Source organism: Luteibacter sp. 621, from assembly GCF_050435445.1.
Taxonomy (GTDB): Bacteria; Pseudomonadota; Gammaproteobacteria; order Xanthomonadales; family Rhodanobacteraceae; genus Luteibacter.
This window is the reverse complement of the sequence record NZ_JBNDKI010000011.1, coordinates 125078-139283: the sequence shown is the minus strand read 5'-3', so window position 1 is coordinate 139283 and position 14206 is coordinate 125078. Positions and strand designations below refer to the sequence as shown.

Sequence of the window (14206 nt, the reverse complement as noted above, 5' to 3'; positions counted from 1 at the left end):
CATGAGAAACAAGAACGACAAACAGCTCGTCGTCGGCCTCGATATCGGTACCTCGAAGGTCGTAGCGATCGTGGGCGAATACGAGCCGGGTGAACCGATCGAAGTGATCGGTATCGGCACCCATGTATCGCGCGGCATGAAGCGCGGCTCGGTGGTGGATATCGAATCCACGGTGCACTCCATCCAGCGCGCCGTGGAAGAGGCCGAGCTGATGGCCGGCTGTGACATCCGCTCGGTGTATGCCTCCATTTCGGGTAGCCACCTGGAAACCCGCAACTCGCACGGCACCGCGGCCATCCGCGACCGCGAGGTGATGGCGGGCGACCTGGAGCAGGTGCTGGAAGCCGCGAGTGCCGTGGCGATCCCGGCCGACCGCAAGGTGCTTTACAAGGAATCGCAGGAATACCGTATCGACGGCCAGGATGGCATCCGCCACCCGGTGGGCATGAGCGGCGTGCGCCTGGAGGCCAGCGTGCACCTCGTGACCGGCGCGGCCAGCGCGGTGCAGAACATCTCCAAGTGCATCCAGCGCTGCGGCCTGTCGGTCGATGAGCTGGTGCCGGCGGCGGTGGCCAGCGCGAAGTCGGTGCTGACCGAAGACGAACTCGAACTGGGCGTGTGCCTGGTGGATATCGGCGCAGGCACGACCGATATCGCGATCTACACGCAGGGCGCGATCCGCTACACCAAGTCGCTGCCGGTGGGCGGCGACCAGGTGACGAACGACATCGCGTATGGCGTGCACACACCTACCGCTCACGCGGAAGAGATCAAAATCAAATACGCGTGTGCGCTGGCCCAGCTTGCCCACGCGGAAGAGACCATCCAGGTGCCGAGCGTGGGCGATCGCCCGCCGCGTCGCCTGGCCCGCCAGGCGCTCGCCCAGTCGGTGCAGGCGCGCTACGAGGAAATCTTCGAGATGGTGCAGGATGAACTGCGCCGCTCGGGTTACGAGAGCCTCGTCGCCGCCGGCATCGTGCTTACCGGTGGCGCCGCGCGCATGGAAGGTGCGCTGGAACTGGCGGAAGAGATTTTCCACAAGATGGTTCGTGTCGGCGTGCCACAGCACGTCTCCGGCCTGGGCGATGTCGTATCCAGTGAACTGCACTCCACGGGCGTGGGCCTGCTGCTGCACGGCGCGCGCGCCACAGGCGGCGCGCGGCACAGCAATTCGCCGGTGGGCAATGTGGGCAGCGTCGTAGAGAAGTTCCGTAGCTGGTTTACCAAGAACTTCTAAAGCAACACAGGATTTTCGATCGGTGCCCGATGGAAGGGGGGTGCCGGGGCAAGCGGAAGGCCCGAAACCCATGGTCGGCAGGAGTTGCCGCCCACGGGACATAAACCAAAAAAACTAAAAGTTCTGCGGAGGACGGGAAATGTTTGAACTGATCGAAAAACTGGCACCGAATGCGGTCATCAAGGTCATCGGCGTGGGTGGTGGCGGCGGTAACGCCGTGGCCCACATGGTGAACTCCAACATCGAAGGCGTCGAATTCGTCGTCGCCAATACTGACGCACAGGCCATGAAGACCTGCGGCGGCCGTACCCACCTGCAGCTCGGTGGCAACGTCACCAAGGGCCTGGGCGCGGGCGCCAACCCCGAAGTGGGCCGCCAGGCCGCACTGGAAGATCGTGAGCGCATCGAGGAAATGCTCGAAGGCGCCGATATGGTGTTCATCACCTGCGGCATGGGTGGCGGCACCGGTACCGGCGCCGCGCCGGTAGTGGCACAGCTGGCGAAAGAGAAGGGCATCCTCACGGTCGCCGTGGTGACCAAGCCGTTCCCGTTCGAAGGCCGCCGCCGCATGCAGGTTGCCCTGAAGGGTATCGAGGACCTCTCGCAGCACGTGGATTCGCTGATCACCGTGCCGAACGAGAAGCTGCTCTCGGTGCTGGGCCGCGAAGTCACGCTGCTGAATGCCTTCAAGGCTGCCAACGACGTACTGCTCGGCGCCGTGCAGGGTATTGCCGACCTGATCACGGCCCCGGGCCTGATCAACGTCGACTTTGCCGACGTGCGCACCGTGATGAGCGAAATGGGCATGGCGATGATGGGCTCGGGCACCGCCCGCGGTGATGACCGCGCGCAGGCTGCCGCCGAATCCGCCATCAACAACCCGCTGCTGGAAGATGTGAACCTGGCTGGCGCCTGCGGCATCCTGGTGAACGTTACCGCCGGTCCGAACCTGACCATGCGCGAGTTCGACGAGATCGGCCGCGTGATCCACGATTTCGCTTCGGAAGATGCGACCGTGGTGATCGGCACCTCGCTCGACCCGGACATGCAGGACGACGTGCGCGTGACCGTGGTTGCCACCGGCCTGAACCGTGGCGTGGCTGCCAAGCAGCCGGTCCGCCAGCCGGTCCAGCAGCAGGTCGAAATGCGCCAGCGTCCGCGCCCGGTCGTGCTGCGTACCGGTACCGGCAACGAAGTGGTCGATTACGCCCACAGCGAGCCGGTGGCTTCGGTGCGTAGCGAGCCCGCCCCGGCCCCGGCGAAGAACAGTGAACCGGCGATCGATTATCTCGATATCCCGGCTTTCCTGCGTCGCCAGGCTGACTAAGCGGCACTAACGCACTGAACCAGGCACGTTAAGGAAGACGTGGGGACGGCCCGGCACGATGCCGGGCTGCCCGGGTACCCCGCCGCCGTTCCCGTCCGGGGCGGCGGGGTACCTTCGTGCCGCCGACGGGAGGCCGCCCCATGTGGGCCGGTCCGGGAACTTATGCATGGCGTACACGGTCCTGTTATCAGCCCGTTACGGGCGGGGGTGTCCGCTGTATCGCCTAACCGGTCAACCACCTGGCCTGCCAGCCGTTTGGTCTCTGTCCAGATGAGAACGGATCTCAGCTATTTCTGAAGGCTTGGTGAAAGCAATGCTGAACTGTACCAACCGGTTTATTTATTCCGAGGTTAAGACTGTGTTAGCATCTTCGCCACACCTGGCTGCTGCCACCAAGGTTTGACCCATCATGATCAAGCAGCGCACTCTTAAGAACGTCATTCGCGCCACCGGCGTCGGCCTCCACACGGGCGACAAGGTGTACATGACGCTCCGCCCCGCCGCCCCTAATACGGGCATCGTGTTCCGCCGCACTGACCTCAACCCGCCGGTTGAGCTGAAGTCGCGTCCGGAGAACGTGGGCGATACCCGTCTTTCCACCACGCTTATCAATGGCGAGGTCCGCGTGTCCACGGTCGAGCATCTGCTCTCGGCGATGGCGGGCCTGGGCATTGATAATGCGTACGTCGACCTGTCGGCCCCCGAAGTGCCGATCATGGATGGCAGCGCCGGCCCGTTCGTGTTCCTGATCCAGTCCGCTGGCATCGAGGAGCAGGAGGCCCCGAAGCGCTTCATCCGGATCAAGAAGCCGGTGGTGGTTCGCGATGGCGACAAGTGGGCGAAGCTCGAGCCGTTCGATGGCTTCAAGGTGGGCTTCTCGGTCGAGTTCGATCACCCGCTCTTTAATAAGCGTAATTCGCAGGCCGAGATGGATTTCTCGACCACGTCGTTCGTCAAGGAAGTCAGCCGCGCCCGCACCTTCGGTTTCATGCGTGATATCGAGGCCCTGCGCGAGCGTAACCTGACCCTGGGCGGTTCGATGGATAACGCGGTGGTGCTGGATGACTACCGGGTGCTGAACGAGGATGGCCTGCGTTACGACAATGAGTTCGTGAAGCACAAGATCCTCGACGCCATCGGCGATATCTACATGCTCGGCCACAGCCTGATCGGCGCTTACTCGGCGCACAAGTCGGGTCATGAGCTGAACAACAAGCTGCTCCGCCAGCTGATGGCGGATGCCACGGCATGGGAAGAGGTGAGCTTCAAGGATCCGGCCAAGGCCCCGATCTCGTACGCCCACCCGGCGGCAGCGGTCTAAGCCTTCCAGGCTCCCACAAAAAAACCCGCCTCGGCGGGTTTTTTTGTGCGTGTCGGAAAAGATCCGGGTCTACTTGCCAGCCATCGTGGGACCGGGGCCCGAGGTACGTATCGACATCCCCGAGGGCGCCCTTCCTGCCAGTTGGTCCGCGGATCGCTGCGCTTCGTCGGCGTGGCGTACTGCCCGCTGGGTTCCGGCGATGAGTTCATCGCGTGCACCTTGGTAGCTTTTCCCGAGCGCCCGCCCTCCGCAGCCGCCGGCATCGATGCCTACGCCGCAATCTAGGGTGCGCAACGCATCCGCACGGGCGATCGCAGCGGTGAGCTCTGCGACTTGCCCGCGAATGTCGTCAGCGATGCGCGTAACTTCTCCCTGACCGAATGCAATGTTTCCACGCATGGCATCGGCTTCGCCCAGTAGCCGTTGGTTCTGGCCGCCTCGTGCGTGCATTCCCGCGCTTCTCATTCGTGCCTCCGCCTCAACGGCTGATCGCATGTTTGCCACCACTGCGTCCAGGCGGACTTCGTTACGTTCGAGCGGCGCGAGCATCGGGCGTGCCTCGACGAGCCGCAGGGCCACATCGTGAAATGTGACTAAGGAGTCCGGAGCGGCATGCAATATGCCGATTGCCGCGGATGCCATGGTGAACGCAACAATTATTTGGACGTACTTCATGCGAGTAACCGCCTCTCCGACAATTCCTGCGATCGAAAGCGCAAACCAGATCTCAGTCCCGATGCTTCTGACTACCGAACGATCATTAACCACGCCAGATGCATTGACAACCAATCGTCGTCACGCGACATTCGCCAGTGCGGGGCGACGAAGGTGCTTCGCCTCCGTTAGAGGACGAGTCAGCGCGCTGCGTTGCATCCGAGAGCGGATTCATTCAAGGGGATTGAATGGAACAGGGGACGTTTGCCACGGCAGTCTGCCGTGGCTGCAGAGGTGTCTTGTGCGTCGCGATGGCGTTTGTGCTGTCGGGCTGTATGCCCGGTGCATCGGCTCGTCGTGTGCAGCCCGTGGCAACAATCCCCCTCACCGTTGATCACACCGGGCTGCCGTCATTCGATGCGACAGTGAATGGCCAGGGCGTACGTCTATTCCTGGATACCGGTGGCTATAAGCCCCTCGCCTTGAAGCAAGACGTCATCCATCGCATTGGAATCGCCTATGACGCGGCTTCGGCTTCCGCGTCCGACGCACAGGGACATGCGTACGTCGCACGCTCGTTCGACCTGCACGACTTCAAGGCCGGATCGCTGTCGCTCGCTCCGTTACGTGGTGCAGACCTCCCCGATCTCGGGACGCACGCTTACCCGCAAGATGGTTACCTCGGTTACGGCGTACTGAAGAACTATGTGCTAGTGATTGACTACGCTGGCGGAAAGGTTTCCCTGTATACGCCTGCCGATGGCCGCGCAGTGCTCGAGCAGCAGTGCGGCGAACACACATTCGATGTGACGGTAAAAAACGCAATCATTCAGACGACGATCGCGACAGATAGAGGTGATCGTACGTTTCAGTTTGATACCGGTGCGAACCGAAACATCGTCCGACCGGTTTCAGGCGCAGCCGCTGAGCAGGCTTCCGTGACGTTCGAGCGATTCCGGCTCGGGTCCGTCGATCTGGGTGCGACGCCATTCGGTGTTATTCCGTACCGCGCTCCGGACGTAGACGGCGTCCTGGGGCGAGATTTCTTCGCCGCGCACCGCGTTTGTCTCGACCTTGGGGCCGGAAAGGGCGCGTTCCGCTGACCCCTTCTCGCCACACTTATTACGCGCTTCCCGGGAACAGGTGATCCGCAGTCTGGCGATAACGCGCATCATCATCATCATCATCGCCCATCGCGCCGAGACCATCGCATCGGCCGACCGGGTCATCGAGCTCGGCGCACCAACGCCGGCCTAGGGAGCGGTCCGGGTTCGTCATTCGTGCACGCGGCGGACGCCATGGCGGGGGCGATTGATGATGGGGCAGCCACCGCGTTGGCCTACGTAGCCCTGAGTAACGTCTTGACCGGTTATGCCTGGAACCCGAGTGACCCCCGTCACAACTGTGAACTTTACGTGCACTTTAGGTGTTCCCAACGTACATGCGTGCTATAAAGTCCGCCCACCACGGTTCCGGTGGTGCTTACGCAAACGGCAAGGGCCACGCGTAAGTAGCGGATTACTCAGGCTTATCGGCCACGGAGGCCAAATCAAGGAAGAGATCCCGCAACGTGGGATCGGAAAGTGACGCCGCGGCAGCCCGCAGATGACGGGCCGCGCCGGCGGAAAGCGGTTTAAGCGGGTCAGGCCCTGGCGGCTCGACCGGCAGGGGGGCCACTTTCACGGCAACCGAGTAGGCCTTGGCGCCCATGGCGTTCGCGGCTTCAAGGATCTGCGCCTGGTACAGGCGCACCCGCGAAGCCCAGGCAGACGAGGGCGCAAGGAAGACGAGCCGGCCATTGCGAAGGTCCGCAAAGCGGACGTGGTCTCGCAACGGCACGGGAAGCGTCGCGCGCAGCTGGCGGTCCAGCGTGTCGAGCTCGCGAGCCCTATGGGCAAGCTTGGCGACAGGCCCGACATCCGCGATGGATTTCAGTCCACGCGTACGAGGGCGAGAGTGCTGGGACGGCGGTGGCATAGACCGACTGAACTTATTCGATGAAGAACGTATGCAGATCATACTCGTACCACGCGGCCATAAAGGCCCTAAAACGCTAGACCTGGCCTGCCGGCGCATGCGCTGCAAGCTCACGGTCATGGCGGTGGCCGGTGCCATCGGCATCGCCGGCATGGGCGCTGCCCTTGCCCTGGCCATCGCTGCCCCCCGGCACACGGCGGCTGCGGCCCCGGCCGATGCCGATGCACGCATCGCCAGGATCCAGGCCGATGCCCAGCGCGATATCGACGCCCTCGCGGTCAAGCTCGGCCAGCTCCAGGCCCAGTCGGTGCGCCTCAACGCTCTTGGCGAACGCCTGACCCAGGTCGGCAAGCTCGATGATGGCGAGTTCAATTTCGACGAAGATCCCGGCCAGGGCGGCCCCGAGCTCACCACTGGCAAGGATGAAGGCGCCATGGCGCCCGCCGCGCTCAACCAGGGTATCGACGACCTGGCCGGTCAGTTCGATGTGCAGCAGGCCCAGCTCCAGGCCCTGAACGACCTGCTGCTCGATCGTAAGATCGAATCCAGCCTGCGCCCCACCGGCATGCCGGTGAACGGCTACATCTCCTCGTTCTTCGGTGGCCGCCCCGATCCATTCAGCGGCCACAGCGCGCGCCATACCGGTATCGATATCGCCGCCCCCAAGGGCACCCCGGTCACCGCGGTGGCCGAGGGCATGGTCACCTTTGCCGGCCAGCGCAACGGCTACGGCGATGTGATCGAGATCGACCACGGCAATGGCTACATGACCCGTTACGCCCATAACAGCAAGCTGGTGGCCACGGTGGGCCAGCGTGTGCACGTGGGCGATGTGATCGCCCAGGCCGGCTCCACCGGCCGCTCAACCGGCTCCCACGTCCATTTCGAGGTCTGGTACCACGATCGCGTGGTGAACCCGCTGGCGTTCGTTCGCAGCCACCACTGAGACAGCCTTGAACGGCGGCAAGCCGCCGCCATTAAAAGGCAAGTTGAGGGGCGCCCGTAGTATGATCGTCCCTTCGTGCCGGTCGGGTTTACCCGCACGGCAGTCCTCTTTTGCTTCAGATCCGGATGATCGATGTTCAATCGTGCCCTGACGAGTATTTTCGGCAGCCGTAACGACCGCGTGCTGCGTGACCTCTCCAAGACGGTCAAACGCATCAACGCCCTCGAGCCGGAGTTCGAAAAGCTTTCCGACGATGCCCTGCGCGCCAAGACGGACGAGTTCCGCCAGCGCCTGGCCGCCGGTGAAACCCTGGACAAGCTGCTGCCCGAAGCCTTCGCGGTCACCCGCGAGGGCGCCAAGCGCGTGCTCGGCATGCGCCACTACGACGTGCAGATGATCGGCGGCATGGTTCTCCATGGCGGCCGTATCGCCGAAATGCGCACGGGCGAGGGCAAGACCCTGGTCGGTACGCTGCCGGTGTACCTGAACGCGCTGGAAGGCAAGGGCACCCACGTCGTCACCGTGAACGACTACCTGGCGCGCCGCGACTCGGCGCAGATGGGCAAGCTCTACAACTTCCTGGGCCTGACGGTGGGCGTGGTGTACCCGGGCATGGACCACGCCGACAAGCGTGGCGCCTACGCCGCCGATATCACCTACGGCACCAACAACGAGTTCGGCTTCGATTACCTGCGCGACAACATGGCGCTCAGCCGCGACCAGCGCTACCAGCGCGGCCTGCACTACGCCATCGTCGACGAAGTGGATTCGATCCTTATCGACGAAGCCCGTACTCCGCTCATCATCTCCGGCCCGGCCGAGGATTCCCCGCAGCTGTACATCGCGGTGAACAAGGTCGTGCCGCACCTGACTCGCCAGGAAACCGAAGAGGGTTCCGGCGATTACTTCGTGGATGAAAAGCAGAAGCAGGTGCACATGTCCGAAGAGGGCATGGAGCACGCCGAGCAGCTGCTGCGCCAGGCGGGCGTTATCGAGCCGGATACGGGTCTGTACGATTCGAAGAACCTGGCCGTCGTCCACCACATGAACGCGGCGCTGCGCGCCAACGCCATCTACCAGCGCGATGTGGATTACATCGTGCGCGATGGCGAAGTCATCATCGTGGATGAGTTCACCGGCCGTACGCTGGCGGGCCGCCGCTGGTCCGATGGCCTGCACCAGGCGGTGGAAGCGAAGGAAGGCGTGCCCATCCAGCGCGAAAACCAGACCATGGCAACGGTGACGTTCCAGAATCTGTTCCGCATGTACAAGAAGCTGGCCGGCATGACCGGTACGGCGGATACCGAAGCCTACGAATTCCAGTCGGTGTACGGCCTTGAAGTGGTGGTCATCCCCACCCACAAGCCGATGGTCCGCAAGGACAACCCGGACATGGTGTTCCTGGGCCCGGATGCGAAGTTCAAGGCGGTGATCGCCGACATCAAGGAATGCTTCGAGAAGGGCCAGCCGGTGCTCGTGGGTACCGCGTCCATCGATGTCTCCGAACTGGTGTCGGGCCTGCTGAAGAAGGAACGCATCCCGCACGAAGTGTTGAACGCCAAGCAGCATGAGCGCGAAGCGCACATCGTTGCCCAGGCGGGCGCGCCGTCGGCCGTAACCATCGCCACCAACATGGCTGGCCGCGGTACCGATATCGTGCTGGGCGGCAGCCTGGAAGCCGCGCTTGCCGCGCTGCCGGCCGAAGCCACCGATGCCGATCGCGAAAAGCTCCGAACCGAATGGAAGAAGCGCCATGAGCAGGTGCTCGCTTCGGGCGGCCTGCACATCATCGGTACCGAGCGCCATGAATCGCGCCGTATCGATAACCAGCTGCGTGGCCGTTCGGGCCGCCAGGGCGATCCGGGTTCCTCGCGCTTCTACCTGTCGCTGCAGGACAGCCTCATGCGCATCTTCGGCGGCGAGCGTATCGGCCGCTGGATGCAGATGTTCGGCATGAAGGAAGACGAGGCGCTGGAAGATCGCCTGATCACGCGCCAGATCGAAAAGGTGCAGCGCAAGGTCGAGCAGCACAACTTCGATATCCGCAAGAACCTGCTCGATTTCGATGACGTCGCGAACGATCAGCGCAAGGTGATCTACGCGCAGCGCGATGAGCTGCTCGATGCGGAAGATATTTCCGACATGGTGGGCGATATCCGCGCCGACGTGATCGAAGGCCTGGTGCGCCGTTTCGTGCCGGCCGACAGCATCGATGACCAGTGGGATATCCCCGGCCTGGATCGTGAGCTGGCCAGCGAGCTGAACCTGCGCCTGGACGTGGCTCACTGGCTGGAAGGCCAGAAGGATGCCGACGCCGAGGCCATCTTCGAGCACGTGCGCACGGCGGTGGACCAGATGTTCGCCGAGAAGGAAGTGCAGGTCGGTGCCGAGACCATGCGTTCGCTGGAGAAGCACGTGATGCTCTCCGTGGTGGATAACGCGTGGAAGGAGCACCTGGCGAGCATGGATTACCTGCGCCAGGGCATCTACCTGCGTGGTTACGCGCAGAAGCAGCCGAAGCAGGAGTTCAAGCGCGAGTCGTTCGAGTTGTTCTCGGAAATGCTCGATCGCATCAAGACCGAAGTGGTGCAGATGCTTGCCCGCATTCGTATCCGCAGCGAGGAAGAAGTGGCGGCGATGGAAGCGGAGCAGCAGCGCGCGGCGGAAGCCCAGCGCCTGCAGTTCCAGCACGCTGATGCGCAGGCACTGGGCAACAATGCGGTGGCTGAGCAGGCGGTACCGACCACGGTGGCGGAAGGCCCCAAGGTGGGCCGCAACGATCCGTGCCCCTGCGGCTCGGGCAAGAAGTACAAGCACTGCCACGGTCAGCTGACCTGATAAAAAAACCCGGCGAAAGCCGGGTTTTTTTTGGTTCATCGTGGATTTCCGGGGTGCTGCAGGGGCGTGCGTCGCCCCTGCAGCGGGTCATTCGCGTTCGCGAATGCATGTACTTAGCGGCTTACGCCGCTTGGCGCGTGGTCGGTTGAGGAAGCTGCGGGTGGTCAGGTCCTTGGGTCCGCCAGTCGCGGACCTGCGGACCGGGCCGTAGGCACCTCATCGCTAACCGCGAATCGCCCGGCGGCCCTCCGCTCATGTCGGCCCCAAGGGCCTGCCCACCCGCGCACCCCACATCGAGGTTTGTGGTCGGAGAGCCACAAGCGTGCGATCCACCACCTGTAGGAGCGCGCTTGCGCGCGATAGCCCACGGAGCGATGACGCCGCCGAGCTACATCGCTCTCTCGCGATCGGCGCAAGGCACGAACGACGGGGCGGCAATGGCAACGCTGGACGCCTGGATTGTCGCGTGAGAGAAGCCTACGGCCCGGTCCGCAGGTCCGCGACTGGCGGACCTAGGGGCCTGCCCGCCGCCGACGGCGACGCCCTCCCAGCCTAAGGCGGCGCTAGCCGCTAAACACATGCATTCGCGAATGCGAATGACCCGACGAAGGGGCCGGATGAAGCGCGGGCCCCCGGAAATCCGCGATGAACCTTTTTTTTGGCGCTGTAAAGAAAAGTACGGCCGAAGCCCAATTTGTAAAGAAAAGTCAGTCGCCGTACAAAAAAAACATCGGCCCCTGACTTTTGAACAGTTTTCTTTCGTCTTCGGTTTCGCTGAACCGCTCTCGCTAGTCCCCGCCGCCCTTCGGCTTCTGCCTGTGCGGCTCGGCCTGCACGGTGATGTACTGCGGCTCTTCCTGGTCGATGCGCATGGCCGTGAGCTGGCCGCCCCACACGCAGCCGGTGTCGATGGCGTAGACGCCCAGGCCCGCGAAGCGGCCCAGGGCCGACCAGTGGCCGCACACGATCTTCGTCTCGCGCTTGCGCATGCCCGGTACTTCGAACCAGGGATACATCCCCGGCTTCTGCGTGCCCGGCGTGCCTTTGCCCTCGAAATCGATCCGGCCGTTCACATCGCAATAGCGCATGCGGGTGAGCGTGTTGATGGTGGCGCGGTGGCGTTCCACACCTTGCAGGCGGTTCGTCCACGCCGCCGGGCGGTTGCCGAAGAGGTTCTTCAGCAGGCGCTGGTGGCGGTTGCTGCCCAGCTCGCGCTCCACTTCCATGGCCGCGCGCTGTGCCTGGCGCAGTGTCCAGATCGGCGCCATGCCCGCGTGGATCATGGTCCAGCCGAGCGCCTCGTCGTGATGCAGCAACTTCTGCATGCGCAGCCACTCAAGCAGCACGGGCGCATCGTCCGCGAACAGCACCTCGCGCAGCTCGGGGTTCACCCGCTGCTGCGCATCCTCACGGCGCTGGCCGATTGCCAGCAACGACAGATCGTGGTTGCCGAGCGTGATGATGGCGCGCTCGCCCAACGAATGGATGAGCCGCAGCGTGGCGAGCGATTCGCCGCCGCGATTCACCAGGTCGCCGCAGAACCACAGCTGGTCGGCTGCCGGATCGAAGCGGATTTTCTCGAGCAGGCGCTGGAGTTCGGGGTAGCAACCCTGCACATCGCCGATCGCGTACACGGCCATCAGGTTGCTCGCTTCATGTCGCCGCACCGGGCATTTGCGCTATCCATGCGTGAATCCTAGTGGAGCGTACGGGGAATGGAGAGGACAAACGCGGGGATCGGCGTATCGAAGTGCGTACCATCATCGGCCACCATGCGGTAGCTGCCCGCCATGGTGCCCACGGCGGTCTCCAGCACGGCGCCCGAGGTGTACTCGTAGGTGTCGCCCGGGCGCATCCACGGCTGCTCGCCCACCACGCCATCGCCGCGCACTTCTTCCACCTTGCCGTTCGCATCCGTGATGACCCAGTGCCGCGCAAGCAGTTGCGCGCCTGTCACACCGGCGTTGCGCAGCGTGATCGTATAGGCGAACACGTAGCGGTTATCACCGGGGTGCGACTGGTCGGGAACGAAGCGGGTTTCGACCTCCACGTCGATCGTGTAGGGGGTTTTCGAGTTCATGCAGGGATTGTGTGGGACGCGGAGGGGGTGGGCAAGTATGCCCGTATCTTGTTCAGGTCGCGTTCGCGAGCTTCACGAAATCCCCCGGCGCGAGCGTTTCCGCGCGGGCTTTTGGATCAATACCGAGCTCACGGATCGTGGCCTCATCGACCAGGCCCTTCAACGTATTGGATAAAGTCTTACGCCGCATGGCGAAAGCCGCCTTCACCACGGCGTGGATCTTCGCCGGGTCGCCCTTCGGCAACTGATCGGGCGGCAGGGGGACCATTCTCACGACCGCCGAATCCACCTTCGGGGGCGGACGGAAGGCGCCGGGCGGAACGGTGAACAGCGGGGTGACCTTGCAGGCCAGCTGCAGCATGACGCTGAGGCGGCCGTAGACCTTGCTGCCGGGCTCTGCGGCCATGCGGTCCACCACTTCCTTCTGCAGCATGAAGTGCATGTCCTGGATGGCCGCCGCGTGTTCCACGCAGTGGAACAGGATGGGGCTGGAAATGTAGTAGGGCAGGTTGCCTGCGATGCGCAGGCGCTCGGCGCCCAGTTCCTTCGCCAGCGCGCTGAAATCCACCTTCAGCACATCGGAATGCACGATGCGCAGGTCACCGATGGGCGCGGCGCGCGCCTGCAGGCCGGGGATAAGGTCGGTATCGAGCTCGATGGCGGTCAGCTTCTTCGCCACCGCCAGTAACGGCAGGGTCATGGCGCCTTCACCCGGGCCAATCTCGACGACGGTATCGCCATCCTTGGGGGCGATCGACGACACGATGCGATCGATATAGCGCTTATCGTGCAGGAAATGCTGGCCGAAGCTCTTTTTGGGGCGTGCGTTCATACGGTGGCCCGCTGGCGGGCAAGCTCAATGGCAAGGCGCGTGGCGGCGAACAGGCTGGCCGGATCGGCGCGGCCGGTGCCGGCCAGGTCGAGCGCGGTACCGTGATCGACGGACGTGCGGATGAAGGGGAGGCCGAGGGTCACGTTGACTGTGCGGTCGAACGCTTCGCTCTTGAGTACCGGCAGGGCCTGGTCGTGGTACATGGCCAGCACCGCGTCGTAGCGCGGGCGCATGGCCGGCACGAAGGCCGTATCGGCGGGCAGGGGGCCGATCAGGTCCATGCCGCCGGCGCGCAGGCGCTCGAGCAGCGGGATGATCGTGTCGATTTCTTCGCGGCCCAGGTGGCCGTCTTCGCCCGCGTGTGGGTTAAGGCCAAGCACGGCAATGCGTGGCGAAGCCACCCCGAAGTGCCCGCGCAGCGCAGCGTGGACAATGCGCAGGGTGCGCTCAAGCAGGGCCGGCGTGATCGCGGCCGGCACCGCGGAAAGCGGCAGGTGGGTGGTGGCCAGGGTCACGCGCAGCTCGGGGCTGGCGAGCATCATCACCACCTCGGCGCCCGCGCGTTCGGCGAAGAACTCGGTATGGCCGCTGAAGGGGATCCCGGCGTCGTTGATGGTGGCTTTCTGCACGGGGCCCGTGACGACCGCATCGAACGTACCATCGAGGCAGCCATCCGCGGCCGTGCCGAGCATGTCGAGCACGTGCCGGGCGTTGGCAGGATCGGGCTGGCCGTAGCGCACGGGCGCGCCCAGTGGCACATGGCGTACGCGAAGGTGGCCTGCCGGGCGGTGCGTGATGCGGGTGCCGTCGTCGTCGGCCAGGTGCAGGGCGAGGTCGCAACGGGCGGCCGCCCCGGCGAGCAGCTCGCGGTCGGTAATAGCGACGATATCGGCGGCCAGGTCGCTGGCCGCCAGGCGTGCGAGCAGTTCGGGGCCGACCCCGGCGGGCTCACCGGCGGTAACGGCGAGCCGCGGCAGGGTCGTCGCGTTCATGC

At 64.1% G+C, this 14206-nt stretch carries 12 protein-coding genes; 6 read left to right on the top strand and 6 right to left on the bottom strand.

Annotated elements, in window-relative coordinates; genetic code table 11:
* The first annotated feature begins 1 nt into the window (after position 1).
* From ftsA to lpxC, 3 genes are all read left to right on the top strand, one after another.
* On the top strand, positions 2–1237 hold the full coding sequence (gene ftsA, locus ABIE56_RS13570; protein ID WP_429244315.1) for a cell division protein FtsA: 1236 nt from the start codon (positions 2–4) through the stop codon (positions 1235–1237).
* Between the two features lie 139 nt (positions 1238–1376).
* Complete coding sequence (gene ftsZ, locus ABIE56_RS13565; protein WP_429244314.1) at positions 1377–2564, top strand: cell division protein FtsZ; 1188 nt, start codon at positions 1377–1379, stop codon at positions 2562–2564.
* A gap of 409 nt (positions 2565–2973) precedes the next feature.
* On the top strand, positions 2974–3885 hold the full coding sequence (gene lpxC / locus ABIE56_RS13560) for a UDP-3-O-acyl-N-acetylglucosamine deacetylase (protein ID WP_429244313.1): 912 nt from the start codon (positions 2974–2976) through the stop codon (positions 3883–3885).
* Positions 3886–3954: 69 nt separating this feature from the next.
* Here the strand turns inward: lpxC and ABIE56_RS13555 are convergent, their stop codons facing one another.
* Entirely contained in the window at positions 3955–4560 is a 606-nt protein-coding gene (locus tag ABIE56_RS13555; protein ID WP_429244312.1) for a hypothetical protein, read from the bottom strand.
* Between the two features lie 290 nt (positions 4561–4850).
* Between ABIE56_RS13555 and ABIE56_RS13550 the strand changes: the two genes are divergently transcribed.
* A complete protein-coding gene (locus ABIE56_RS13550; protein WP_429244311.1) occupies positions 4851–5642 on the top strand; it encodes an aspartyl protease family protein in 792 nt (263 codons plus the stop codon).
* Between the two features lie 415 nt (positions 5643–6057).
* Here ABIE56_RS13550 and ABIE56_RS13545 read toward each other — a convergent pair whose 3' ends face one another.
* On the bottom strand, positions 6058–6516 hold the full coding sequence (locus tag ABIE56_RS13545; RefSeq protein ID WP_429244310.1) for a DciA family protein: 459 nt from the start codon (positions 6514–6516) through the stop codon (positions 6058–6060).
* Between the two features lie 31 nt (positions 6517–6547).
* On the opposite strand from ABIE56_RS13545, the gene ABIE56_RS13540 reads away from it, so the two are divergent.
* Together ABIE56_RS13540 and secA are read left to right on the top strand one after the other, a co-directional pair.
* Positions 6548–7462, top strand: coding sequence for a M23 family metallopeptidase (locus ABIE56_RS13540; RefSeq protein ID WP_429244309.1), 915 nt, complete (start codon positions 6548–6550; stop codon positions 7460–7462).
* A 132-nt stretch (positions 7463–7594) separates the two neighbouring features.
* Complete coding sequence (gene secA / locus ABIE56_RS13535) at positions 7595–10300, top strand: preprotein translocase subunit SecA (protein WP_429244308.1); 2706 nt, start codon at positions 7595–7597, stop codon at positions 10298–10300.
* 788 nt (positions 10301–11088) lie between these two features.
* Here secA and ABIE56_RS13530 read toward each other — a convergent pair.
* From ABIE56_RS13530 to pdxA, 4 genes are read right to left on the bottom strand one after another with little or no spacing between them, the layout of a single operon-like run.
* A complete protein-coding gene (locus tag ABIE56_RS13530; RefSeq protein WP_429244307.1) occupies positions 11089–11940 on the bottom strand; it encodes a symmetrical bis(5'-nucleosyl)-tetraphosphatase in 852 nt (283 codons plus the stop codon).
* 56 nt (positions 11941–11996) lie between these two features.
* Positions 11997–12380: a Co2+/Mg2+ efflux protein ApaG gene (gene apaG / locus ABIE56_RS13525; RefSeq protein WP_429244306.1), complete on the bottom strand. Its 384-nt coding sequence runs from the start codon at positions 12378–12380 to the stop codon at positions 11997–11999.
* Positions 12381–12432: 52 nt separating this feature from the next.
* Positions 12433–13212 carry a 16S rRNA (adenine(1518)-N(6)/adenine(1519)-N(6))-dimethyltransferase RsmA gene (rsmA, locus tag ABIE56_RS13520; RefSeq protein ID WP_429244305.1) on the bottom strand — a complete coding sequence of 260 codons (780 nt, stop codon included), beginning with the start codon at positions 13210–13212 and terminating at the stop codon, positions 12433–12435.
* Positions 13209–14204 carry a 4-hydroxythreonine-4-phosphate dehydrogenase PdxA gene (gene pdxA, locus ABIE56_RS13515; protein WP_429244304.1) on the bottom strand — a complete coding sequence of 332 codons (996 nt, stop codon included), beginning with the start codon at positions 14202–14204 and terminating at the stop codon, positions 13209–13211. The genes rsmA and pdxA overlap by 4 nt, the downstream gene beginning before the upstream one ends.
* Positions 14205–14206: the final 2 nt, after the last annotated feature.